Source organism: Luteibacter sp. HAY1-4A, assembly GCF_056755355.1.
In genome coordinates, this window is record NZ_JBNDHZ010000002.1 from 15,281 (window position 1) to 38,170 (window position 22,890).

21 protein-coding genes are annotated in these 22,890 nt (G+C 68.1%); 6 read left to right on the top strand and 15 right to left on the bottom strand.

All coding sequences use genetic code 11. The features are described from left to right. Positions 1 to 41: 41 nt before the first annotated feature. The 3 genes from ACPYOD_RS00960 to ACPYOD_RS00970 all read right to left on the bottom strand — a co-directional run bounded on the left by ACPYOD_RS00960 (position 42) and on the right by ACPYOD_RS00970 (position 4,063). On the bottom strand, positions 42 to 1,205 hold the full coding sequence (locus ACPYOD_RS00960; RefSeq protein WP_481299852.1) for a GGDEF domain-containing protein: 1,164 nt from the start codon (positions 1,203 to 1,205) through the stop codon (positions 42 to 44). A gap of 103 nt (positions 1,206 to 1,308) precedes the next feature. Further along, positions 1,309 to 3,018 carry an ATP-binding cassette domain-containing protein gene (locus ACPYOD_RS00965; protein ID WP_481299853.1) on the bottom strand — a complete coding sequence of 570 codons (1,710 nt, stop codon included), beginning with the start codon at positions 3,016 to 3,018 and terminating at the stop codon, positions 1,309 to 1,311. A 1-nt stretch (position 3,019) separates the two neighbouring features. After that, positions 3,020 to 4,063 (bottom strand): phosphoenolpyruvate carboxykinase (ATP), encoded by a 1,044-nt coding sequence (locus tag ACPYOD_RS00970; RefSeq protein WP_481299854.1) that lies wholly within the window; start codon positions 4,061 to 4,063, stop codon positions 3,020 to 3,022. A 168-nt stretch (positions 4,064 to 4,231) separates the two neighbouring features. Between ACPYOD_RS00970 and ACPYOD_RS00975 the strand changes: the two genes are divergently transcribed. Beyond that, complete coding sequence (locus ACPYOD_RS00975; protein WP_481299855.1) at positions 4,232 to 5,704, top strand: B12-binding domain-containing radical SAM protein; 1,473 nt, start codon at positions 4,232 to 4,234, stop codon at positions 5,702 to 5,704. A gap of 9 nt (positions 5,705 to 5,713) precedes the next feature. Next, positions 5,714 to 6,931, top strand: coding sequence for a nucleotidyltransferase family protein (locus ACPYOD_RS00980; RefSeq protein WP_481299856.1), 1,218 nt, complete (start codon positions 5,714 to 5,716; stop codon positions 6,929 to 6,931). A 15-nt stretch (positions 6,932 to 6,946) separates the two neighbouring features. On the opposite strand, the gene ACPYOD_RS00985 is transcribed toward ACPYOD_RS00980, so the two are convergent. The 12 genes from ACPYOD_RS00985 to ACPYOD_RS01040 form a co-directional block, all read right to left on the bottom strand. Continuing rightward, on the bottom strand, positions 6,947 to 8,068 hold the full coding sequence (locus ACPYOD_RS00985; RefSeq protein ID WP_481299857.1) for a glycosyltransferase family 4 protein: 1,122 nt from the start codon (positions 8,066 to 8,068) through the stop codon (positions 6,947 to 6,949). Next, the gene (locus ACPYOD_RS00990; protein WP_481299940.1) at positions 8,065 to 9,174 is read right to left on the bottom strand and encodes a glycosyltransferase family 4 protein; all 1,110 of its coding nucleotides are present in this window, start codon (positions 9,172 to 9,174) and stop codon (positions 8,065 to 8,067) included. Before ACPYOD_RS00990 ends, ACPYOD_RS00985 begins: the two co-directional genes overlap by 4 nt. 23 nt (positions 9,175 to 9,197) lie before the next feature. Beyond that, on the bottom strand, positions 9,198 to 10,706 hold the full coding sequence (locus tag ACPYOD_RS00995; protein WP_481299858.1) for a B12-binding domain-containing radical SAM protein: 1,509 nt from the start codon (positions 10,704 to 10,706) through the stop codon (positions 9,198 to 9,200). Continuing rightward, the gene (locus tag ACPYOD_RS01000; protein WP_481299859.1) at positions 10,703 to 11,419 is read right to left on the bottom strand and encodes a class I SAM-dependent methyltransferase; all 717 of its coding nucleotides are present in this window, start codon (positions 11,417 to 11,419) and stop codon (positions 10,703 to 10,705) included. The genes ACPYOD_RS00995 and ACPYOD_RS01000 overlap by 4 nt, the downstream gene beginning before the upstream one ends. Then, positions 11,416 to 12,627 (bottom strand): amidohydrolase family protein, encoded by a 1,212-nt coding sequence (locus ACPYOD_RS01005; protein WP_481299860.1) that lies wholly within the window; start codon positions 12,625 to 12,627, stop codon positions 11,416 to 11,418. Before ACPYOD_RS01005 ends, ACPYOD_RS01000 begins: the two co-directional genes overlap by 4 nt. 2 nt (positions 12,628 to 12,629) lie before the next feature. Then, positions 12,630 to 13,475, bottom strand: a complete 846-nt coding sequence (locus ACPYOD_RS01010; protein WP_481299861.1) for a class I SAM-dependent methyltransferase — start codon at positions 13,473 to 13,475, stop codon at positions 12,630 to 12,632. A 375-nt stretch (positions 13,476 to 13,850) separates the two neighbouring features. Continuing rightward, entirely contained in the window at positions 13,851 to 14,675 is an 825-nt protein-coding gene (locus ACPYOD_RS01015; RefSeq protein WP_481299862.1) for a Wzz/FepE/Etk N-terminal domain-containing protein, read from the bottom strand. Continuing rightward, entirely contained in the window at positions 14,648 to 15,832 is a 1,185-nt protein-coding gene (locus ACPYOD_RS01020; protein WP_481299863.1) for a hypothetical protein, read from the bottom strand. The genes ACPYOD_RS01015 and ACPYOD_RS01020 overlap by 28 nt, the downstream gene beginning before the upstream one ends. Beyond that, positions 15,829 to 16,767: a glycosyltransferase family 2 protein gene (locus ACPYOD_RS01025; RefSeq protein ID WP_481299864.1), complete on the bottom strand. Its 939-nt coding sequence runs from the start codon at positions 16,765 to 16,767 to the stop codon at positions 15,829 to 15,831. The genes ACPYOD_RS01020 and ACPYOD_RS01025 overlap by 4 nt, the downstream gene beginning before the upstream one ends. Position 16,768: 1 nt before the next feature. Beyond that, complete coding sequence (locus ACPYOD_RS01030; protein ID WP_481299865.1) at positions 16,769 to 18,019, bottom strand: O-antigen translocase; 1,251 nt, start codon at positions 18,017 to 18,019, stop codon at positions 16,769 to 16,771. Then, positions 18,016 to 19,134 carry a DegT/DnrJ/EryC1/StrS family aminotransferase gene (locus tag ACPYOD_RS01035; RefSeq protein WP_481299941.1) on the bottom strand — a complete coding sequence of 373 codons (1,119 nt, stop codon included), beginning with the start codon at positions 19,132 to 19,134 and terminating at the stop codon, positions 18,016 to 18,018. Before ACPYOD_RS01035 ends, ACPYOD_RS01030 begins: the two co-directional genes overlap by 4 nt. A gap of 2 nt (positions 19,135 to 19,136) precedes the next feature. Then, entirely contained in the window at positions 19,137 to 19,562 is a 426-nt protein-coding gene (locus ACPYOD_RS01040; protein WP_481299866.1) for a sugar 3,4-ketoisomerase, read from the bottom strand. A 141-nt stretch (positions 19,563 to 19,703) separates the two neighbouring features. Between ACPYOD_RS01040 and ACPYOD_RS01045 the strand changes: the two genes are divergently transcribed. The 4 genes from ACPYOD_RS01045 to ACPYOD_RS01060 are packed head-to-tail and all read left to right on the top strand — an operon-like array spanning position 19,704 to position 22,876. After that, positions 19,704 to 20,252: a cytochrome b gene (locus ACPYOD_RS01045; protein ID WP_481299867.1), complete on the top strand. Its 549-nt coding sequence runs from the start codon at positions 19,704 to 19,706 to the stop codon at positions 20,250 to 20,252. Between the two features lie 50 nt (positions 20,253 to 20,302). Beyond that, positions 20,303 to 21,643 (top strand): cytochrome C, encoded by a 1,341-nt coding sequence (locus tag ACPYOD_RS01050; protein WP_481299868.1) that lies wholly within the window; start codon positions 20,303 to 20,305, stop codon positions 21,641 to 21,643. Positions 21,644 to 21,669: 26 nt separating this feature from the next. Further along, positions 21,670 to 22,062, top strand: coding sequence for a c-type cytochrome (locus ACPYOD_RS01055; RefSeq protein ID WP_481299942.1), 393 nt, complete (start codon positions 21,670 to 21,672; stop codon positions 22,060 to 22,062). Between the two features lie 43 nt (positions 22,063 to 22,105). Continuing rightward, positions 22,106 to 22,876, top strand: a complete 771-nt coding sequence (locus ACPYOD_RS01060; protein WP_481299869.1) for a TorF family putative porin — start codon at positions 22,106 to 22,108, stop codon at positions 22,874 to 22,876. The last annotated feature ends 14 nt before the right edge of the window (positions 22,877 to 22,890 follow it).

Genomic DNA, 22,890 nt, shown 5'->3' on the forward strand with positions numbered 1-22,890 from the left:
CGGCGTCACCTCTTCGCGAAACGGAGGTGGGCCATTATGACTCAGAGCAGCACGCAGCGATTCCGTCCCGCGCGTTTCGCGGCGTAGAGCGCGCGATCGGCACGGCCGAACGCGTCGGTGGCCTCCTCATCGGCCTCGAAACGCGTGATGCCGCCGGACATCGTGATCGTCACCGGCTTGGAACTGGCGTGGAAAGCCAACGCCTCCACCGTGTCACAGAGTCGCTGGGACACCGCGCCGGCATCGTCCAGCGACGTGTGGTGGAACACCACCACGAATTCTTCACCGCCGTAGCGCGCCACGAACGCGCGTCCTTCCAGCTCGCGCGCCAGGGTCTGCCCGACGATGCGCAGCACGGCATCGCCGGCGGCGTGGCCATACGTATCGTTGATCGACTTGAAGTGATCGATGTCGAAGGCGCCCACGCAAGCCGTGGCACCCTGGCGCACGTCCCGTTCCACCTCCGCCATGCGACGTTCGTAGGCCAGGCGGTTGGGCAGCCCGGTGAGGCCGTCGGTGAGCGCCAGTTCATGTTCGCGGCGCAACGAGTCCTGCAGGGTGGTGGCCTGGCTTTCCAGTTCCTCCACGCGGTCGCGCATGCGTTCCGCCCGGTGCCGATACGCGGCGAGCCGGGCATCTTCACGTTCGCGGTATTCACTGAAATGGCGATCGATGAGGGACAGCCGCGCGTTCACCTCCGCCTGCAGGCTCCCCAGGTCGCTCGCCGCAAGGGTCTTCTCGCCGAGCGCGCGCATTTCCTCGCGCACGCGGGCGTCCAGTTCCCGGCTGCCGCCTTCCCCGGTGCTTGCCGCTTCCAGTTCGCCGGCGAGGTATCGGGTCATGTCGCCGAGGCGCGTACTCACCGTCGCCAGCAATTCCTGGAGCCGCGCGATATCGGCGCGAAGGGCCTCGACGGTTGCCGCGTCTTCGCCGCCGTCCGCCGCGGGCGCCTCGTCGAGCCGTGTCACGACCTCGCCCAGCGCATCGAGCAGCGGTTCGATCGACGCCGGCGACGGCGCGCCGCGCAACTCGGTCGTCAGGCGTTCCAGCAGGGCGTCGACGTCGGCGTCGGACGTCCTGACCAGGGCCGCGAGCCGGAGCGCCAGCCGGCGCAGCACTTCCTCGACGGCGCGAAATTCACGCTCGTCGCGTTCCATCCGTTCCAGCGCAAGATGGTATTTGCGCTCCCAGACGCCCTCTTCCAAGCCGTTCCCCGATCTCGTTGCCCTGGTTCATCCTACGACGAAGCGGGCTTCACCCGTTGACCGGGCGCAACATGCGGCAAATACCCAGACCGAGGCCGGGTCGCTAGAGGACGGGCGAAGCCGTCGCCGGCTCGCGTGGGCGTGACACGGTTGCCCGGCCACCGGCGACGGTGACGATCTGGTCGGCCAGGGACACCACGCCCCGACGGTGCGAAACCACGAGCAGGATCGTCGTCGGCAGGCGCTGCTTCAGGGCCGCGAGAACGGTCAGTTCGGATGCCGCATCCAGCGCGCTGGTCGCCTCGTCCAGGATCGCCAACCGCGGCCGGCGGAGGATCACCTGCGCCAGCAGAAGCCGCTGCAGTTCGCCGCCGGACAGCCGGCTCGACGCGTTCGCCAGCGCCGTGTCGAGGCCGTCGGCGCTGTCGTCGAGCCGGCGATCCAGTCCCACGTCGGACAGCACGCCGCGTAGCGCGGCGTCGTCGGCATCGGGCGCCGCCCAGGCCAGGCACTCGCGCACCGTGTGTTGCCACAGGCGGACACCCTGGCTGACGTAGGCACCCTTGCGCACCAGGGCACGGTACGCCGCGAAGTCGATGCTCGCGGTACCGGCGCGGGCGACGAACAACTGTGGCGGCGCCATGCCGGCGAGCACGTCGACGAGGCTGGTCTTGCCGATGCCGGAATCGCCGGCGACCAGCGTGAGTTCCCCCGGCACCAGTGCGAGGCCCGACATCTCGATGCCCCACGAAGGCGGCCGTACGCACATGTGCTCGACGGTCACCGCCACGGGCGCCGGCGGGGCGACGGCGTCCGCGACGGGCGCGGCCCCGATATCCATGTAGCGCTGCCACAGGGCCAGGGCCGGCGCGGCCGCCCGCAGCTGCTGGAAACTCTGCCGCGTGGTCGCGACGTAAGGAAGCAGGCGTCCGAGCAGCAGGCCCACGGCGACGAGCGCGGCGCCGTCGATGCCATGCCAGCGCCGTGCCAGGATGAAGAGGCCGGCGATGCCGACGGCCGTCACGAGTTCCAGGATCAGCCTGCCCGACGCAACCAGTTCCAGCTGGCGCGCATAACCGCGGCACAAGCCATCGGCGACCTCGCCATAGCTGGCCTTCTCCGCTTCTTCGCGCCCGAACGAGCGCACGTGGCGAAGGCGCCGTGGCAGGTCCTCGCTGTGCCAGAACAGGCGTGTCATACCCGCGACGTACGCTTTTCCCACCTCGGCCTGCTCGCGCCCGAAGGCCCGCGACGCAAGCAGGCCGGCCGCCGCGAACACCGGCACCGCGAGCATCAACGGCGGCGAGACCCAGAAAGCGAATGCAAGGTTCACGGCCGCGGTGCTGCCTGCGATGAGCAACTGCTGGAGTGCGCTGAACCCTTGCACCGCTATCTCGGTGTTGTGCGTGAGGAGGTTGGCTATCTCCGCGGACGTGGCGTCCGCCAAGGCAGGAAGCGGCGCCTCGAGCAGGCGCGCCTGCACGCGTCGGCGCAACGCCGCGCCGTAGTGTGCGGTGAGCCGTGCGCCGAGTCGCGAAGCCTGCCAGCGCAGCAGGGCGAACACCCCTGTGGCAAGGGCGAAGATGACCGCCGGCACGTCGCCGCCGGTCGCGGGAAGCAGGACATCCGGAATCGGCAGCGCATGCGCCGGCTGCACCAGCGGCACGATCAGCAGTGCCGCGATACTGCCTGCCAGTGCCGAGCCGAGCGAAAGGGCCACATACCCCGCTATCTTGCGATGCTCGCCGGCAGGCAGCGTGTCCAACAGGGCACGCAGCGGCGTCCTGTCGCGGGTGGCGGCGCCGGTAGCCATGTCAACCCGCGGCACCGGCACGTTCGAACAGTGGCGCCAGCGCACGGATCGCATCGCGCGGATGGGCACCGCGGCGCAAGCGATAGACACCGGATCGACCCAGCCTCTGCACGAAGCGATCCCACCCCACCTGGCCCGCGCCGTAAGGCTGGTCGCTTGCCAGCATGGATGCCGCGAATTCCCAGGGCACGCTATCCAGCAAGCCTTTCGATGCGTCGCCCGGTACGTCGGACACGAACACGGCAGCCACGATGCGCATCGGCGCGGATGCCGCCAGGCCGGCGCGCTCGCGCACGTCGGCTTCATGTTTGACGACACCACTGCGCCGACGGATCACCGGCGCGCGTTCGATCCACGCACGCACCTCGGGATCGTCGACGAAGCGCAACGTGTCTTGCTTCACGTGGAGGAAATTCGCCACGCCGGTGGCGAGCAGGCTCTCCGCATGCACGAACACACTGTCTTCCGCCAGCATCTGCATGCCGTCGAGCATGGCCTGCAGCGTGAGCGTCGACTTGCCCGCACCGCTCTCGCCCAGCAGCAGCACGCCAAGCCCGTCCCTGCCGATGCACGCGCCGTGCAGCGGCACCAGGTTCAGTACGCGCGCCGCGAGGAGGAACACCGCGAACTCGATCAGCTCGTAACGCACGTGGTAGGGAAACGCGAGCATGTCCTCGGACACCACAACGAGGCCGCGGCGCTGCGCGGGCACCAGCACCACATGGTTGCAGGCATCGGCGACACCGCAGAGCAGGCCCTTGCCGCCCTGCATGCGCACCGGCGGTGGCTCCGTGAGCGGCGGTCCCCCGGTGCGGGGAACCACGCGCAGTTCGATGTGGAATTCCGGCGACAGGCCGGGGAAGCGATGCGCGGGAAGGCTGCCATAGGCGGCCTCGACCAATTCGAGCAGGGCGATGTTGTCGCTCTCGAAACGGAAGCGGCCGCCGAGCACCTGGCGGCTCATGCAGATGGCCGGACGCAGCCGTTCGCCGAAAGGATCGGCACGGACATCGTCGCGCAGGAAGGTATCGCTCGGGTACATCATTGCCGGTCGGTCGTCTCTGGCCGGAACGCAGTGACGCGTAGGTGCCCTCCACCTCGCGAATGGTTGTGCCGCCACGAACGGCAACCTCCGGGGCAAGGCCAGGCACTCATGACCATGGCAGCGTCGCCCGCGCGGCGTCCCGATGGTTCCGTTCGAGGCTTCCAACCGATGCTGAAGATCCAGGTAGGTCACTCCTATTTCCTGCGCTACGACAGGAAGCAGTGGGAGCGCGGCAAGCCTTATCCGCCGCTGGCGACGATACAGATCGCCGCCCTGTTGCGCCGCATGGGGCATGAGCTTTCCGTGTTCGACGCGATGCTGTCCGATGGCGTGGACGATTTCCTGCCCGCGTTCCACAACGCCGCTCCCGATCTCGTCGTCTTCTACGAGGACAACTTCAATTTCCTGACCAAGATGTGCCTGGGGCGCATGCGCGAGGCGGCCTGCCAGATGATCGCGGAAGCACGCGCCGCCGGAGCCCGTGTGATCGTCGCCGGCTCCGACGCCTCCGACCAGCCCGAACCCTTCCTTGCCGCGGGAGCCGACGCCGTGCTCGTCGGCGAAGGCATCGGTGCGCTGATCGCGCTGGTGGAGCGCCTGGGGCGCAACCCGCTTATCGACGACGCCAGCTGGACCGCCGGCTTGCCGGGTGTGGCCACGCTTGCGGGTGACGGCGTTCGACGCGCCCACGTTGGGCCGCAGCCACCCGATCCGCGGGTGGTGGGACAGCCCGCGTGGGACCTGCTCGACGTGGAGCGCTACCGCGACTTCTGGCGGGAGCGCCACGGCTACTTCAGTCTCAACATGGCTGCCTCCCGCGGCTGCCCCTTCCGCTGCAACTGGTGCGCCAAACCCATCTGGGGCAACCACTACAACCAGCGATCCGCGCGCGAAGTGGCCGACGAGATGACCTGGCTCAAGCGCACGTACCGCCCCGACCACATCTGGATGGCCGACGACATCTTCGGCTTCCGCACCGACTGGGTGGTCGAGTTCGCCGGGCACTTGCAGGAAGAAGACGGATCGGTGCCATTCACCATCCAGACGCGCGCCGACCTGGCCAGCGAACGCATGTGCGCCGCCCTGGCGCAAGCGGGATGCGGGGAAGCATGGATCGGCGCCGAAAGCGGCAGCCAGCGCGTACTCGATCGCATGACCAAGGGTACCCGCGTGCCGGAACTCATCGGCGCAAGGCGTCGTCTCGGCGCGCACGGCATCCGCGTCGGGTTCTTCATCCAGCTTGGCTACATCGGCGAGCAGCTCGACGACCTGCTCGCCACGCGCGAGCTCATCTCGGACGCGGCACCGGACGATATCGGCGTCAGCGTTTCGTATCCGCTTCCGGGCACGAAGTTCTTCGAGGAAGTGAAGGCGCAGCTCGGCCGCAAGACGCACTGGGAAGACAGCGCCGACCTGGCGATGATGTTCCGCGGCGCGTACGACTCCGACTTCTACCGTGCGTTCCGCAACCTGCTGCACGACCAGGTGACCTTGCAGCAAGGGCCCGCCGACGGTGCCGCGGAAGCCGCCCTGCGCGCGCGTTGGGACGAGCTCATCGCCAGCGAACGCGCCCATCGCAGCGAAGAACCCACGCTGCCGTCGTCCATGGCGCTGCAAAGCGTCGCCCTCCCCTTCGTCTGAAGCCCGGCCATGACTCCTCCGCTGAAGCTCGTCCGCCGTGGATTGCGCGATACCACCGAAATCCTCGCGAACGAGCTGGCGCGGGCGCTCCCAGGCACCGACATGCCCGCCTGGAGCGAACTCGAGTGGCGGCTTGCGACGGCTGCCGCCGTCGCCCACGGCATTTCCCCGTTGCTCTGCCGGTTTTCCACGTGGCAGCGGCCCGCCTGGCGCCGCTTCCTGGTGGAACAGCGCGCGCACGTGGAGCAGCGGCACGACCGCATCGCCGCGCTGCTGCGGCGGATCGACGCCGGGGCGCGGGCCAACAGCCTGCCCCTCATGGCGCTGAAGGGCGCGGCGCTGCATGCGCTGGGCCTGTACACAGCGGGCGACCGGCCCATGGCGGACATCGACCTGCTCGTCGACGATGCACACGCGCAGTCGGCGGCGGACCTGCTCGCATCGCTCGGCTACGAGGCATCGTTCACCCAGTGGAAGCACCGCGTGTTCAAGCCCGGCGGCGCGGCACCCGTCACGGAGCTGGGGGAACACCGCGACACGCCGATCAACATCGAGCTGCATACCCGCATCCACGAGCGGCTGCCCATCGCCACCGTCGACATCACCGCGCAGATGCGGATGGGCGACGCGCAGCCCGGCATCAATGCCTATCCGTCCGCGGGCGCACTGATGAGCCACCTGCTCCTGCATGCGTCGGGCAACATCTGCGGCCGCAGCCTCCGCCTCATTCATCTGAACGACATCGCGTTACTTGCCACGCGCATGACGCCTGCCGACTGGAAGCCTTTGTGGTCGGGCGACACGCCATGGTGGGCGCTGCCGCCCTTGCGACTCGTGGCTCGCTATTATCGCGGCGCCGTGCCGCCAGCTGTCCTCGCGACGCTTGAGCGGCAATGCCCGCCGCTGCTTCGCGCCTTCGCGCGACGCCAGACGCTCACCAGCCTTTCCTGTTCCAACCTGTGGCTGAACGCGTTGCCCGGCCTCGAATGGTCGCGCTCGCCGCGCGAGGCCATGCGTTACCTGCGAAACCGCTTGCGCCCGACGCAGGAAAGCGTGCAGGAGCGAAAGGACATGCTGCGTACGCAGGCCTGGCTGCAGGGGCAGGAATGGGTCACGCTCGGTCATCGCCGCCGGCTGCTCACATGGCTTACGCGGCCCGTTCCACGGATGGACACGCTCTACGTGGTGCGCAAGGCGCTGGAACACGGCGCGCCGCTTCCCGGCTGACACCGGCCCGCTACTTCACGCCCCCGCTTGCGCGTGCCGATGGGCGACAAGCTCGTCATACAGCGACTGGAAGCACGCGGCCGTGTGGTCGGCATCCTCGGCGAGCGCGAGGCGCTGCGCCTCACGGGCGAGGCGCATGCGCAGCGCGTCGTCGTCGATGACCTGGGCCACCGCGGCGGCCAGCGCATTCGCATCGCCCACCGGCACGGCGAGCGACGCCGCCGGTGCCCATTCCGCGATGTGCCCTACCGCCGTGCCGACCGTGGGAACGCCCGCCACCGCGGCTTCGAGCAACACCAGGGGCCCGGCCTCGTGCAGCGAGGACATCACCAACAGATCCGCTTTCGCCATGAGCGGGCGTAACTGGCGTTGCGTACGGAAACCGAGGAAGGTCACGCGCCGCTCGAGACCGAGGCAATGTGCGAGGTGCTGCACCTCCCCGCCGAGTGTGTCGACACCGACGATGCAGAGTTCGAACTCCACGCCGGCGTTGGCCAGCTTGCCCATGGCGCGCAACAAGGTCGCCTGGTCCTTCACCTTGTTGAGGCTGGCGACGTGGATGAGCCGCGCCGGTCCGGCGCCGCGCGGACGCGGGGCCAGTGGTAGCCACGCCTCCATATCGACGCCGAGCGGCACGCGGCGCGCCGCGATGCCAAGTTTGCGCAGCGAATGCAGGATCGGCGCACTGGCAGCGGTAACGACATTTGCCGCTCGCAGCACCAGCGCCTCGCGCAGCCGGCTGCGCCACTTCCTGCGGCCGCCGTAATCGATGGCGGGCAGCGCCACCAGTTCGCCACCGGCGATGTGCACGAGGCTCGGAAGACCGAGCGACCTGGCCGCCACGACGGCGATGAGACCGCAATGGCCCGAAAAGATCGCGTGCACGACATCGAACGCGCCGTGCCGATGTTCCGCGCGAATGGCCTGGATCGTGCGCCACACGGTACGTCCCGCACCGATGTTGTGTACGGTGGCGCCCGCCAGCGGCCACGAATCCGGTCCGGCCTCCTGGTGCAGCGCGAACACATGCACCTCGTGACGGCGCGCCAGCCGCTCTATCAAGGCGAGGAACGCGGGAATCACCCGCTCCTCGCCGCCGCGGTCCACACCGCCCGGAAGCACCAGGGCAATCTTCATGGCGATCGCTTCCCCACGAGCAGCTGCGCATAGGCGTGTGCCCAGCGCGCACCCAGCGCATCGAACGACAGCGTCCTGTCGAAATGCGTGCGCACGGCGCTTCGATCCGCAGGACGTTCCGCCGCCGCGACCAGGGCATCCGCAAGGGCCGCGGCGTCGCCGCGCGGCCATAGCCTGCCGACGAGGCCGTCCCCGGTGATCGCCCGGAAGGCGGGAAGATCCGTCACCACGGGGAGCGCGCCACAGGCGAGCGCTTCCAACAGGGCATAACCGGAGCTTTCGGCGAGACTGGCCGACACGAACACGTCGGCCGCGCGCAGCAGGCGCTCCACATCCGCGTGCGGCACGTTGCCAAGCAGGTGCACGCGCCCGGCCAGGCGCGAGTCACGCTCGATGCGTTCGCGCACGTCGGACATCATCGGCGCGGTACCGAACGCGCAATACAGGCGCAGGCCCGGCAGCCGTTCCGCCGCACGCGCCACACCGTCGAGCATCGTCATGGGGTCCTTGCCGGCGGCGAGATGACCCACAGAAACGACGCATGGATCGCCGAAAAGGCCAGTCGTCGCGCGCGCCTCTCCTTGGTCGCCTGGCGTGAAACGGCAGCTGCTTTCGGGAATCGCGAAAAGAGGCATGCCCCGGCGGAACAGACGTCGACGTGTGAACGGCTCCGCCTGCGCGGTGGAGGTGAAGACGATGCCCGAGGCCACGCCGTACCAGCGGCGCCATGGCAGCCGCCGCCATCCGCGCGGCACGCCGTCCGCGTGGTCCTGGAGCAGGACGGGCGATCCCGGCAGCGCGCGTGACAAGGCCGCCGCATGCCGCGCATACGCCAGGCTGTGCACGTGCACCACATCCGCGTCCACTTCCGCCACGGCACGGGCCGCGCGGCGACCGAGTTCACTCGCACGCCGGGCGCCGCCGGTAGCCACGAAGCGATACGCCACACCAGCCCGCTCCAGCGTTGCGTCCGTCTCGGCCATTTGCAGCACGGTCACACGGGTTCCGCCGCGCGCGGCGATTTCCGCAATATCGGCCAACGAACGCCAACGTGCGAACAGGTCTTCGGGAGACGCTCCCGGCGGCGCGGGGAGGAAGTTCACCATCGCGACGTGCACGGGCCGCCGCCTCAGAGGCCGGACACCTGCGGCAGGCGCAGGCGCACCAGCCGGTTGGCCAGGTTGAGCTCCCACGGGCGGTCGTAGCGGCGCCGACGGTAGCGCCATGCCGCCATCGCGCTGAGGCCACGCTTCGCCCACGATGGCGAACGCAGGTCCTGCACCGTGGGAAACCGGCAGCGCAGCACGGTGACGAAGTCCTGGATGTGCCGGCGAAGGTCGTCGCTCAGCCACGGTGCGTCGGCGTGGCAGGCGTAGTCCACCCAGCGCCGCTCGGTCCATTCCTCCGGCGAGGAAGGAAACACCACCGGGTTGCCGTGCAGGTCGAGCAACGGCATGGATGCGCGCTTGCCGCGTTCCTTCTCGTGCTTGCTGCTCTCCGGCAGCGGGGTGTAGATGTAGACGATGATCTCGGACTGCGGATTGATCTTCTTCAGTTCGCGAATGAATTCGAACGTGTGGATCGTCTCTTCCTCGGTGTTCACCGGCGGCGCGACCATGAACGACAGTTCCGGAATTACGCCGTGGCGCCGGCAGAGTTCCGCCACTTCCAGTGTCTGGTCCGGACGCGTACCCTTGCGGATCTCCTTGAGCATGGCCCCGCTGGGCGATTCCGCGCCGATGTATGCCATGCGCAGGCGGCTCTTGCGCACGAGTTTCCAGGTGGATTCCGAAAGGTTCAGGAGGGCGTCGGAGCGCGCGTAGCACCACCACGGCAGCTCGAGCTTCGCCATGATTTCGAGCAGCGGCACCATGTCCGCTTCGCGGTCGAAGAAGTTGTGATCGAAGAACTGGATGGAGTCGGCGCCCAGCTGGTGCTTGAGGTAACCGAGGTCGCGCTCCAGGCGCGCGGTGGTGGGCAAGGCCGTGGTTCCGCCGAACATGGCCGCCACGCCGCAGAACGTGCAACGGAAACGGCAGCCGATCGCGGCCTGGTGCGCCGCCGTGCGCCGCCCGAGGAAGGTGGGTGCCAGGTAACGGCGTGGATCGCCGAGCTTGTCGTAGGGAAGCACGATGCCGCTGTCGCCCAGCGAGAAGCGCCGGTTCGGGTTGTGTACGACACCGCTGTCGTTCTTCCAGGAGAGGCCACCGATGCGCGACAGGTCGCGCTCCCCCCGGCCCAGCGCCGCCAGGAGCTCCGGCAGGCTTTCCTCGCCCTGCCCGCGTATCGCGTAGTCGACATACGGTGCCGACAGTGCGGTGTCGGTGTAGAGCGTGGGAAAGTAGCCTCCCCAGACGATGGGCAGGTCGGGACGATGTTCGCGGATGGCCTTCGACACGGCGATCGACGGGGCCATCTGCGGGCCGCCCATCACGCTGATGCCGACGGCGTCGAAGCGTTCTTCTCCCAACGCCCGGAGCGTGGCGTCGACGAGGTCACGGTCCACGTTGCCGTCGACGATGCGACTGCTGCCGTTCCGGTCGAGCGCGGCCGACAAGTGCAGCAGCGACAATGGAAAACGCGCGCTCGCGCGGGACGTGATGGTGGGATTCACCAGGAGCGTGTTCGTGGGCGTCATGGCAGCGATCCGGTAACGGAGGCGGCGGCGCGGCGCAGAAGGAACACCAGCGCCACCGGCACCTCGAGCGCCTTGCTATCGAAATGCGCGTCCGCGGGAATGTCGGAAGGGTCGAGCATGGGTTCGAGCACCCGTTCGACGACGAGGCCCAGCCGCGCACAGGCGGCGTGCCAGTGGCTGTACAGGTGCGGCGTGTGGCGCGCGGCGTAGCGGCGGTTGCCTGCCTTGAAGTCGCGCAGCCAACCGAGTGCGTGTCCCGTGGGATGCACGTCGCTGCAGATCACGACTCCATCCGGGCGCGTGACGCGGCGCAGTTCCGCGAGGGCCGGTTCCAGTGCCTCGACGTGGCCGATCGTGAGGCCGCATACGGTGACGTGGGCCAGCGCGTCGGGCAATGGCAGCGCGTCGAGGCTGCCTTCGCTCAGCGCCACGCGCGACGTTTCGTCGGCCAGTTCGACGGCGGCCCGGGCGAGCATGGCTCGCGAGAGGTCCACACCGTGTACCCGTGCCGCACCACGGGTGAGCGCATGCCGGATATAGCGCCCGCTGCCGCACCCGGCGTCGACGACGATCGCCCCTGACAGGTCGGCGGGCAACAGGCCCAGCATCGCCCGCTCTTCCGCGCACATCACGGGATTGTGCGCGCGCGCCGGATAATGGGCGGCCCAAAGCTCATAGGCCTCCAGCGGGGCCAATACCGGGGTGCCGCTCATGCGCGCGCTCCCGCGCAGCGGGCACTGCGCACCGGCGCCGCCCATTCGAGCCCGGGCTCCATGGCCAGGAGATCGGCGTCGGCGAAGGCGCGCGCGAGCAGTTTCGGCTTGCCGTCGAGCGTCACGGAGATCGTGTCGACTTTCGCGGCCTCGAACCACGGAGCAAAGTCGGGGTCGGCCAGGCACGGCAGGCCATCCCGCACGACCGCGCGAAGATCGGCGCGCGAAAGTCCGACCAGATTGCCTGCACCGTCGGCGCCCCTGTCCTCGACGATCACGAGATCCGCCGTGCAACCGGCGTCGAGCCGGCCGTGGCTAGGAAGGCAGAGCAGGCGAGCCGCATCGGACGTTGCGAGGCCGAGCAACGCATCGTCGTCCAGTTCGCCGCGCGCCGCTTCCGCGCGCATCTCTTCGAGCAGGTCGCGCGCGCCGCTCAGGCGCGAGTCGCTGCCGAGCGCGAGCCGCCCCGCCGCCTGCAACGGGCGAGGGTCGAGCGAGCGACCCAGCAACCGATGGTTGCTGCCTGGGCACCACACCACGGAGGCACCCACTTCGATGATCCGTTCGACATCGCGCTGGCCCATGCCCACGCCGTGGATCAGCACCGTATTCGCCGCAAGGCAGCCCATGCGGTCGAGTTCGTTCAGTTCCCGTGCCGCCACCTCGTCGGTGCCTTCGGCAAGGTGGATCATCCACGGCCTGCCGAACGGCGTGGCGGCGAAGCTCGCACGCACGGGCGGCCCGTAGGCCGGCCCATGCAGTGCATAGCTCCAGCCGTGATCGCGCAGCACGCTCACCGGAAAGTCCGGGCCATCCAGCACCGGATGCCATGGATCGTGGTGCGCCACGCAGGTGACGCCGGACAGGAGGTTCTTCAATCCGCCGTGCCGCATGCGCCGCGCCTTCGGTACCGCAAGCGCAGCCACGGTGGCGGGGTCGGCGAAATGCGCCTGGAAGGCGTCGATCCAGTCATAGGCGCTGGGAAAGACCGTGTCGCCGGGCAACGGCGGCACGTTGTTCACCTGGAGGTGTTCGTGCGCATTGACGAGTCCGGGAAAGACCATGTGGTCGCGCAGGTCCACCGGGAACGAACGGTTGCCTGCGCGCGCGACGATGCGGTCGCCGCGCAGGTGCAAGGGAGCACGGGTCTTTCCCGCCAGGCTCGCGCCGGCAAGGGTGAAGCCCGGAAGCAAGGCTGCGCCGCGCATGCTCACCGCCGGTGCATCACGATCAGGAAATGGTCGCCCATGTCGCGCAGCAAGGGGAGGTCGCCGAAGCGATCGTCCAGCCGGCCCAGCCGCTCGTACCTTCCGGGGCGGCGGCGGTAGCGGTCGACCATGTAGGGCGGCGGCAGGAACAGGCTCAGCGCGCGGTAGCTCGCAAGCGTGAAGTGCTCCGCGAACGCCGCGTAGAACTCGCGCGGCGTGTAGTACCAGGTCCAGATGGTATGGCCGTTCATGCCGACCTCCCGCACGCCTTTCCCGAAGCGGATGCCGGCCCGGCCGAAACGGCGACGAGCCGCGTAGTGCGCGAGCTCCCAGGGGCATATCCGCCCCATCACGGAAAAGACGAGACTGCCGCCGGGGCGAACCAGCCGCGCGCACTCGTCGGCGACGGCGCGAAGGTCCGGCGCGCAGTTCAGCGGTCCGAAATTGGAATAGACGCCGTCGAACCGTCCGCCCATCATGAAGAGTTGCTGGATGCCGAGGTGCACCGTACTGAGCCGCGCCTCGACGCCTTCTTCCATGGCGCGGGCGCGCGTGCGCGCCACCATTTCCGGCGACCAGTCGCTGGCGACCACGTGGTAGCCGTGGCGCGCGAACTCCACCGCATCCAGTCCGGTTCCACAGCCCAGGTCGAGCAGGCGCGAGCCGGCGGGAAGTTCCGCGCCGACGGTATTCCACATCGTGGTGCGCATGCGCTGGATCAGTTCGTTGTTGCCACGCGGCCCGTCGTAGTCGGCGGCCACGCTGTCGAAGGCGCGCTGTGTATCGATGAGGCGCGTCTCGTCGAACGCCTGGGGTGCCGGCTGCCCCGCTTCTGCTTGCTGTTTCATGGCGGTAGGTGCCGTCGCGGGTCGGTTAGGTTTAATCCGGAGCTCGGCTCGGCTACGCCATCGCCCTGGCTGCCTGGCGCGGCGGCGAGAGCCCTCGGCCGTCCCCCTCGTCGCGGGTAGCGGAGGTGAGGACGGGCGGCGGAGAAGGCCCGAAGGGGGCCGGCCAGGATGGCCGGTCTTTTCCGCCGAGACAGGATGTCGAGTCGGAAAACCCCGCCGACCGTCCGTGCGCGCCGGGGCGCAAGCCATCAGACACTGGCCGCGCAGCGGCCCTCCTTGCCCAAGCGACACCGCAGCGTAGCGACGAGGGGGACGGCCGAGGACTCGTGCCGCCACGCACGACTGCACATGCGATGGCGTAGCCGAGCCAGCCTCTTAAGCAGGAACTTCCATCCACCGCGACCGCAACGCATGCCGTGCCACAGCCGCGAGTGCCGCAAGAAAGCCGGCGGCGAGCAGACCGATGCCCAGGGTGAGCACCGTGTTCGGGAATACCCTGCCCTCGTCGACGTATACCGGCCAGGCGAGAGAGGTTTCATAGGTGTAGTTGGCGAGCTGGCGCACGGCGAGGTCATCACGTACCTTCTCGAGCGCGCGAATGTCCTGGTCGCTGGTGGCCAGCGCCAGGTTCGTGATCGCCGCCGTCTCGCCCTGACCCTGGCTTCCCGCCAGCAACCGGTCGCGGCGTGCCTGTGCGGACTGGAGGCTCGCCTCCACCGCTTCGAGACGCTCGCGCGCGAGTGCCGCCGGCGCCGCGGCGATTTGCGCATGGGTGGCGTGCAGCACCGTGGCCGTCGCGGTCGCCAGCTGCTTCGCGTCTTCCGCCGAGTAACCGCGCACCCGCACTTTGACGAGGTTGGCGTACGGCAACTGCTCGATCTTCATGCTTCCGCGGTAGAGCTTTCCTTCGGGCGCATCGCCGGGCACGCCGACGCTCTTCAGCACCTCGTCCTGGAAAGATCGAGACTCGATGCGCTCGACCGTCCGCGAGTACGCCTCCACGTGCGGGTCCTGCCCGGTGGGCGCGGTGCCCACTTGCCCGATCTGGATCCACGCCGTGGCTTCCCACTGGCTGCGGGCGTGGTGGAGGTAGGCGAAGGTCGCCGCGAGAACGACGAGTCCGACGCCGATGAACCATCGCCATTCGCGCAAGACGATGCGCCACATGTCGATCAGGTAGATTTCGTCGTCGTTTGCCATGCGGGGAGCTCGTGGTGGTGATCGGAATAGGAAAGTGAGGCAGGCACTCGCCGGCTCGGAAGAAGGCCGGCAAGCAGTTGCAGCAAGAGGCAGAGCACAAGGAGGCCGCCGTTCATCCAGATGAAGATCTGCGGCGCGAAGGGCGACATCACCGCGACATAGGCGATGCGCAGAAACATCAGTAGTCCGAAAAGAGGCACGGCCGGCCGGAGCCGGCGGACGCACCAGAGCAGCAATGTATACGCAGCGATCATGGCGGCAAAGGCGCCGGCGACACCCCAGGCCATGAGGAACGGCAGGTATTCGGTGCCTACGTTGATGTTTACCGCATCCAGAGGGATATCGGTGTCCGCTGTCGCGAGCGCGCCGCTGCCCGGTACGAGCTGGTGCAACAGGAAGTCCGTGTTCGCGTAATGCTTGGCGAGTATCGCCGCGAAGTTGTAGGGTCCGGCGCTGATGTACAGCAGCAGCCACTTCACCCCCTGCGGCGCGGACCGATAGAAATCGCCGAACGGGAGCGCCACGTGTTCGATCGAGCCGGACCGAAGCGTGCCGAGCACCGAAAACACCACGCAGCCGGCCACGCCCAGTACGGCAATGGCTTTCCACGGCAACGGCCGGGCATCGTCCCGGCGAAATGCCAGCACGAAGGCGATGGAAAAGAGCCCCGCGAAGATGCGGTTACGATCGATCACAAAGACTGGAAACAACAGCCCGAACGCGAGCAGCCCGTAGCGGAGTGCGGGGTGCCGTGCGCACAGCAGGCCGATGACCGGCAAGGTCCAGCACATGTCGGAGATATGGCGAAGGTGTTCGCGGCCGGGCTCCAGGCTCGCGTAAGACGACGGGTTGCTGATGAGCGGCACGGGATAGAGCAACAGGTCGAGTACGCAGAACACGATGACCACGCCGGCGAACGCGAGCGCGACGAACCCTTCGCGTGTACCGGCGTACCGACGCTCGCGGAACCGATGCGGCGCGGGCAGGCGCGGCCCGAACGACACGTCGGCCAGCATGATGCCCAGCGACGCGAACACGAGCAGCAGGATGCCTTGTCCGTACCCCTGTGGCAGGTCGTACGTGAGCAGCGTGACGCCGCACGCCAGCAACATCGGCAGGCAGAGGTAGGTGGACGGCAGGCGGAGCAGCCTCTTCATGCCGCACCCACGCGTTGACGTCCGTGCGCGAAGCGCAGCTTCGACATCGCCAGCAGCGAGAAATAGGCCGCCATGTGTACGGCAACTCTTCCCATCCTTCCCTGCAGATAGGCGATCTTCGCGCCGATGCGGCACGCCTCGGCACGAAGCAGCGTGCGGTCCGGTTCCGCGAACATGCACACGCGCCGTAACGCCACTTCGCGTGCCTCCGTAAGGTTCACGATGCGCGTGGCCGTGTGGCGGGTCTTGCTGAAGTTCGCGCCATGCAGGCGGTATGCGCACACCTTCACGTCGATGAAACCGATGGCATCGCGGGCGGCGAGGCGCAGGAACAGGTCCCAGTCGTCGACGCGCAGCCCCTCTGTCCAGCGCGCGACGGTTTCCAGGGCGCCCTTGCGCAGCATGGTCACCGGGCCACCGATGGCCCAATGACTGATCACCGCCCTGCGAATGCCTTCGTCGGTGCGGTAGAGGCGCTTGTCGGCGCCGTGCAGGTCGCTCATGCCGCTGTCGAGGATCTTCGTGCCGTCACGGTCCACGACCACGCAATCGCCGATGGCCGCGCCCTTCGCCGGGTGCGCCATGAGGTAACGCACCAGCGCATCCGAGCCACCCGGAAGGAGGAAATCGTCGCTGGCCCCGATGCGCAGGAATTCCCCGTGCGCGCGCGCCGCCAGCTCGTTCAGGGTGGCGGCGATGCCCCTGTTCTCGCGGCGTACGTATTCCACGGGAATATCGTCGCGATGACGCGCCAGCCATGCCTCGATCCGTTCCGCCGTGCGGTCGGTCGATCCGTCGTCGATCACGACGATCTCCTTCGCCGGATAGGGGTCGGCGAGAATGCTGTCCAGGCATTGCTGCACGAAGGCCTCGTGGTTGTATGCAGGCACGAGCACCGAAACGAGCGGCATCGACGTTGTCGCCGGCGCGTTCATGTCACAGGGCTCCCAGGTAGCGCCGCGCCACCACGAGGTTGAAGACCAGGTAGATCGCGTAGTTCGCGGCGAAGGCATACATCGCGCCGATGAGGCCGAAGCGGATCGTCAGGGCGTGCACGAGGAGGAAATACGTGGCCGCGAACACGATTTCGGAGACGATGAAGAGCCGCGTCATCGCCTTGGCCAGCATCAGGTAAGCGAGTACGAACGAGGCGATCTTCAGCACGTCCCCGATCAGCTGCGGCGCGTAGAGATCGTTCGCTACCGTGAAGTCCCCGCTGAACAGCACGCGGGTGACCACGTCGCGCAGAAGGTAGATGACGAGCGCGACGACCGTCACCGCCGGCAGCAGGAATCGCCATGCCTCGTTCATCGCGGCGACCAGCGGCGCACGTTCCTTCGCCGCCGCCAGCCTGGGCAGGTAATGGATGTTGATCGCCGTGACGACGAACAGGAGGTAGGCGTCCGATACGCGGGTCACTGCCTGCCAGTAGCCCACCTGCTCCCATCCGAACCGGGCGGCGAGGTCGTCGCGGACGGCGATGTTCACCAGCGGCGGCACGAGGGCGGAGGTAAGCGTCATCGTGGAGAAGGCCGCCAGGCGGCCGGTCATCTCGCGGTCGAAGCGCATGCGCAGCATGCCGCGCTCGAAGTATGGGCTGCGCCACCAGGCCGGCAGGCCCACCACCAGCCACAATACCTGGCCCAGCACGAGGGAAAGCAGCGCGCCGTAGAGATGCAGCCAGCGCGACAGCACGAGCGCCGCGAGCATGGCCAGTGCCGATCCGGCGACCTGGACGAGGGCCAGGCGGCGAACGTCCATGAAGCCGTTGATGACCGCGAGGATGTAGTTGACCGCCGCGACACCCAGCTGCGCGATGGCGAGCACGCGGACCAGGCTGGCATAGCCCTCGTCGCCCAGCAGCCATGCGGCGATCCTGACGCTGAAGATCCAGGTCGCGAGACCCATCGTGCAGGAGGCGAGCAGCGCATACCACAGCGCGGCGGACAACAGCCGGCCCAAGCGTGCGCTGTCGTCGCGGTACTCCGCCACGTACTTCACCACGGCGGAACCGATGCCGCCACCGGCGAATACCGCAAGCAGCGACATCAGGCTGATGAACTGCCCCAGCCGTCCCACACCGGCTGGGCCGGCGAACGAGGCGACGAGCTTCACCACGAGCAGTGCGGCAAGGAGGCGTGCGGCCGTTCCGGCCGCCGAATAGAAACCCGAGCGGACGATGTTCATGACGCGGGGAACGAAAGGCAGGCTTCCACGACGCGCGCGACCTGGTCCGCGCGCAGGGTGGGACCCATCGGCAGGCTCAGCACCTCGTCGTGGAGGCGCTCGGTGAGCGGCAACGACAGGTGGCGCAACTGCGGACAGGCAGGCTGGCGGTGCGGGGGAATCGGATAATGCACCAACGTCTGCACGCCCGCGGAGGCAAGGTGTTCGCGCAGCGCGTCGCGGTGCCGGCTACGCACCACGAAGAGGTGCCACACGTGGCCACCGGGGCTTCCCTCGTCCGGTACGCGGATGGCGGGATGGTCGATCGACTGCCGATAGACGGCGGCGATCCGTTGCCGGGCCATGTTCTCGGCATCGAGGTAGCGCAGCTTCACGCGCAGCGCCGCTGCCTGCCATTCGTCGAGGCGGGAGTTCACTCCCTGGCGCTCGTGCCGGTATTTCTCCACCGAACCGTAGTTGCGCAACGCGCGAACAGCGGCGGCAAGACGGTCGTCGTCGGTCACCACGGCGCCGCCGTCGCCGAGGGCGCCCAGGTTCTTGCCGGGATAGAAACTGAAGCCCGCCGCGTCGCCGAAGCTTCCGGCCTTGCGTCCAAAAGCGGCCGCGCCGTGCGCCTGAGCGGCGTCCTCGATCAGAAGCAAGCCGTGGCGCCGGGCGATCGTCGCCAATGCACGCATGTCGGCCAGCCGGCCGTAGAGGTGCACCGCCATGATCGCGCGCGTTCGTGGACCGATCGCGGCCTCGACCCGTGCGGGGTCGAGGTTGAACGAGGCTTCGTCCGGTTCTATCGGCACGGGCACGAGGCGGTTGCCGCTCACGGCAAGGAAGCTCGCGATGAAGGTGTTGGCCGGCACGATCACCTCGTCGCCCTCCGCCAGCGCACCCATGTCGATGTACGCGCGCAGGATCAGCGACAGCGCATCCAGTCCATTGCCGACCCCCACGGCGTGGCGAACACCGCACCAGGCCGCGAATTCGCTTTCGAACGCGCTCAGCTCCTCGCCGAGGACATACCTGCCGGAGTCGATGACCCGGGCCGCGGCCGCCTTCAGTTCGTCCGCATGCGCGGCATTGGCCTCGCGGAGGTCGAGGAAAGGTACGTCCGGCAACGCCAGGGTCACCACGCGGTGCCCTCCAGCCTCGCTTCGCCCCGTACCTCGCGGATGAACTCGTCGTAGTCGGTGATGTAATCGGCCGGGTCGTACAGCTGGTCGGCCAGCACCATCAGCACGCAGTCGGTGCTGAAGTCGTAGAGGTCGCGCCACACCATGCTGCCGAGGAGCAGGCCCCGGGTGGGATCGTCAAGCGTGACCGTGGTGGGGCCGGTGCCGTCGTCGAGCAGGAACGTGACGCTGCCGCGCACCGCGACCGCCAGCTGGTTGAGGTGCCGGTGCGCATGCATGCCGCGGTGCACGTCGGTGCTTGTCGCGAAAAGGTAATAGACCCGCCGGATAGGAAACGGCACGTTTCGCTCGTGCTCGAGGGCGACGAGCATGCCGCGGCTGTCGCCGTGCGTCTGCAGGGGGATCGATTGGATATCCATGTGCGTGCGACCTGCTGTGCTGACGGCGGGCTCGAGGTTTGAGTGCCGCGCGCTCCTGGAAAAGGTTGCGGGGTACGCGGGTGCAACCTTCCCGCCGCCCGGCGGCACTCAACCGGACACGACACCCGAGGGGTCCCCGGCATGGAGAGAAACGAACCGGTACCGACGCGCCCGCGCAAGCTGGTGGCGCTGCACTGGCTCACCGTGCTTTGCGTGGTCGTCGCGGCAACGCTCATCCTGCTGCGCGACGAACTGGACGGACGCGCCATACGCGCCTGGCTGCTCGAAGGGCACCGCCATGCGGGATTGCTGGTGCTTCTGCTCTTCGTCGTCCGCGTGGGGCTGCGCATCCGCTATGGAAAACTGCAGCCGGGCGGCGAGCATGCGCGCATCGTGCGCATCTGCGCGGGCCTGACGCATGTCGCCCTGTATGGCCTGCTGCTCGCGCTTCCGCTGCTCGGGTGGGCGATGTCCGGCGCCGCCGGGCAGGACGTGCACTTTTTCGGCCTCACCCTTCCGGCCCTGGTCGGCGAGGACGAGGACCTCGCGGACAGGTTGCAGGCCTGGCACGTGGACGCTGCCTGGGCACTGCTGGTGCTCGTGACCCTGCACCTTGCCGCGGCGCTCTGGCACCACTTCGTGGTGCGCGACCACACCTTGCGAATGATGTTACCGGGGCGCCGCCACTGATGGGCGGCCGCCGCACGTTGCGACCCATCGACAGTAAGAAGGAACCGACCATGCTGCCGCTATCGAACCGACGCGCAAAGCGAAGGACCGACATTTCCCTCATCGGCGGCCTGCTGGCCGTGCTGCTGTTTTTCGCCGCCGGCAGCGCCCAGGCCATCCCCGCCTATGCGCGGCAGACCGGCGCGGCCTGTGCCGATTGCCATGCCGGCGCGTACGGCCCCGCGCTCACGCCCTACGGCATGCGCTTCAAGCTGGGCGGCTACACCGACACCGACGGCAAGGGCACCAAGATTCCGCTGGCCTTGCAGCTCACTGAAACGCACACCAACCCGGCACGCGGAGACAGCAGCACCTCGCTGACCGAAGGCGACCTGTACATCGCCGGCCGGCTCACCGACCAGTTCGGCGGCTTCGTCAAGGTCGAGGCGGACCATACGGGCCACAACACGTACAACACGAAGCTCAGCAGCGTGGACCTGCGCTTCGTGGCCAAGGAACTGAAGATCGGCGGCAAGGACACCTTGTTCGGCATCAGTGTGAACAACAGTCCGGGCTTCAACGATCCGATCGCCGCCCTGCCGTCCGCCAGCTTCCTCGGACCCGCGGGCATCACGGGTTCGCTGCTCAACCCATCCAGCCCCAACTCGCTGTCCAACCGCGTTATCGGTGCCACCGCGTATGCCTTGTATGACGACAACTGGTACGGCGAGGCGGGCACCTACCGCTCGCTGCCCACGTCGCAGCAGGACCACCTGGGATACAACATCGGCGGCGATCCGGGCCGGCTGCGCGACACCGCCTACGGGCGCTTCGCGTACATGAAGGACATGAAGAAGCAGTTCTTCTCCGCGGGCGTGGTCGGCCTGACCACGAAGCGCCAGCTGCCGCGCTCCGGCCCCAGCGACGACATCGTGGACCTCGGCTACGACCTCACCTACCAGTACCTGGGCAACCGCGAACACATCGTGCAGCTGGCCTACGTGAACATCCTGGAGAAGCGCGACTACGGCAGCACGCCCGTGATCGGCGGCGTGCTCGCGCGGGACAAAGGCATCGTGCACGACCAGACGATGTCCGTCACCTATACGTTCAAGCAGACCTATGGCGTCACCGTCTCCCACTTCAAGAGCACCGGCTCGCGCGACCTGGCGCGCTTCGGACCATCGGGCGATCCGGACACCACCACCAACCTCATCAGCGTGTACTGGGCACCGTTCGGGAAAGACGAATCGTATACCTCGATCGCCAACCTGAAGCTCGCGGCCACCTGGTTCCGCTTCACCCGCTTCGCCGGCAGGGAAGACGACATCTTCTTCGCGCCGCCGGGTACGCAACGCACCGATGCGCGCGACCTGAACGCGTTCTCCCTGTCCGCCAGCATCGCCTTTTGACCATGACGGGAGTTGCCTGCGTGTCGATGTCCAACCGTGGAAACAAAGTCCATCTCGCACTGTTCGCACTGGCCGCCCTTTGGGCATCGGCATCGCCACCGGCCCGGGCCGGCGACGCCGCTGCCGGCAAGGACGTGTTCAAGTCCGAATGCGCCGAATGCCACGCCGTGGCGGAGGGCCGCAACAAGAAAGGCCCCAGCCTGTTCGGTATCGTGGGCAGGAAAGCCGGAAGCGTGGCTGGCTATGACTATTCTGACGCGCTGAAACAGAGTCCCTGGACGTGGACGACGGACCAGCTGCATACGTACTTGTCGCAGCCCGCGAAAAAAGCCAACCCGGGCACGAAAATGAAGTACGACGGCCTCGACGATGCCAAGGATCTCGACAATCTGATTTCCTATCTCGAAACCCTGCACTAGAGTGAGCGCGGCGCATGCCGCGCCCGAGGGCTGGAAGCCGCAGATGGAGTACGGTCCCGCGTTCACGCACGCACCGCCACGCCGAAAGATTTCCCGCACCCGCGCGAGCCGGCACATGCGCGCGGGTGCCGCTGTCGTGTGGCTGGCCCTCGGCGTCCATGCGGCGCACGCCCAGGACTCACCCTTCAGCGGCACCGTGGCGATCTCGTCGCAACTGGTGGACCGCGGCCTGGCCATCACCCGGCCGGGCCCCGTGCTGCAGGGGGCGCTCAACTGGACGTCTCCCTCGGGCTGGTCCGCCGGGGTTTCCGCCAGTGCGCAGGCACGAACGCCGCGCGGGTTCGCCGGCTTCGTCGCCCAGGTCGCCCATTCCTGGTCGCTCGCGCCCGACTGGCAGATGCAGGCCGGCTTGCTCGACTACCGCTATCCGAGCCACGGCCGTGGACGAACCTACGACCGCGTGGAGCTGGGCGTGAGCTGGATCTACCGCGACGTCCTCACCTTCGGCCTGTCCGCCTCGCACCTCGACCGCTACGGCGGACAGCGCCCGCGCGGGGCCGCCGACGTGGGCGTTCGCTGGCCCCTGGCCCACGGGTTCTCCCTGACGGCGAGCGCCGGCGTCGCGCAGGAACTGGTCCCGCCCCGCGGCAACGGCTACGAACGCCGGAACCACTACTATTACGGGCACGCCGGCGTCGCCTGGGACCACGGTCCCTGGCGGGTCGAGGCCGCCCACGTCACGAGCGATCGCGACCGCCCGGGCTACCAGCCGAAAGTCTCACCGTGGATTGCGACGGTGGCGTGGGCTTTCTGAAAGGCGGCGAAGGC

Excerpts from the sequence above, each read along its gene's own strand:
- ACPYOD_RS00965 (WP_481299853.1), bottom strand. The coding sequence starts at position 3,018 with ATGGCTACCGGCGCCGCCACCCGCGACAGGACGCCGCTGCGTGCCCTG.
- ACPYOD_RS00970 (WP_481299854.1), bottom strand. The coding sequence starts at position 4,063 with ATGATGTACCCGAGCGATACCTTCCTGCGCGACGATGTCCGTGCCGAT.
- ACPYOD_RS00975 (WP_481299855.1), top strand. The coding sequence starts at position 4,232 with ATGCTGAAGATCCAGGTAGGTCACTCCTATTTCCTGCGCTACGACAGG.
- ACPYOD_RS00980 (WP_481299856.1), top strand. The coding sequence starts at position 5,714 with ATGACTCCTCCGCTGAAGCTCGTCCGCCGTGGATTGCGCGATACCACC.
- ACPYOD_RS00985 (WP_481299857.1), bottom strand. The coding sequence starts at position 8,068 with ATGAAGATTGCCCTGGTGCTTCCGGGCGGTGTGGACCGCGGCGGCGAG.
- ACPYOD_RS00990 (WP_481299940.1), bottom strand. The coding sequence starts at position 9,174 with ATGGTGAACTTCCTCCCCGCGCCGCCGGGAGCGTCTCCCGAAGACCTG.
- ACPYOD_RS00995 (WP_481299858.1), bottom strand. The coding sequence starts at position 10,706 with ATGACGCCCACGAACACGCTCCTGGTGAATCCCACCATCACGTCCCGC.
- ACPYOD_RS01000 (WP_481299859.1), bottom strand. The coding sequence starts at position 11,419 with ATGAGCGGCACCCCGGTATTGGCCCCGCTGGAGGCCTATGAGCTTTGG.
- ACPYOD_RS01005 (WP_481299860.1), bottom strand. The coding sequence starts at position 12,627 with ATGCGCGGCGCAGCCTTGCTTCCGGGCTTCACCCTTGCCGGCGCGAGC.
- ACPYOD_RS01010 (WP_481299861.1), bottom strand. The coding sequence starts at position 13,475 with ATGAAACAGCAAGCAGAAGCGGGGCAGCCGGCACCCCAGGCGTTCGAC.
- ACPYOD_RS01015 (WP_481299862.1), bottom strand. The coding sequence starts at position 14,675 with ATGGCAAACGACGACGAAATCTACCTGATCGACATGTGGCGCATCGTC.
- ACPYOD_RS01020 (WP_481299863.1), bottom strand. The coding sequence starts at position 15,832 with ATGAAGAGGCTGCTCCGCCTGCCGTCCACCTACCTCTGCCTGCCGATG.
- ACPYOD_RS01025 (WP_481299864.1), bottom strand. The coding sequence starts at position 16,767 with ATGAACGCGCCGGCGACAACGTCGATGCCGCTCGTTTCGGTGCTCGTG.
- ACPYOD_RS01030 (WP_481299865.1), bottom strand. The coding sequence starts at position 18,019 with ATGAACATCGTCCGCTCGGGTTTCTATTCGGCGGCCGGAACGGCCGCA.
- ACPYOD_RS01040 (WP_481299866.1), bottom strand. The coding sequence starts at position 19,562 with ATGGATATCCAATCGATCCCCCTGCAGACGCACGGCGACAGCCGCGGC.
- ACPYOD_RS01045 (WP_481299867.1), top strand. The coding sequence starts at position 19,704 with ATGGAGAGAAACGAACCGGTACCGACGCGCCCGCGCAAGCTGGTGGCG.
- ACPYOD_RS01050 (WP_481299868.1), top strand. The coding sequence starts at position 20,303 with ATGCTGCCGCTATCGAACCGACGCGCAAAGCGAAGGACCGACATTTCC.
- ACPYOD_RS01055 (WP_481299942.1), top strand. The coding sequence starts at position 21,670 with ATGTCCAACCGTGGAAACAAAGTCCATCTCGCACTGTTCGCACTGGCC.
- ACPYOD_RS01060 (WP_481299869.1), top strand. The coding sequence starts at position 22,106 with ATGGAGTACGGTCCCGCGTTCACGCACGCACCGCCACGCCGAAAGATT.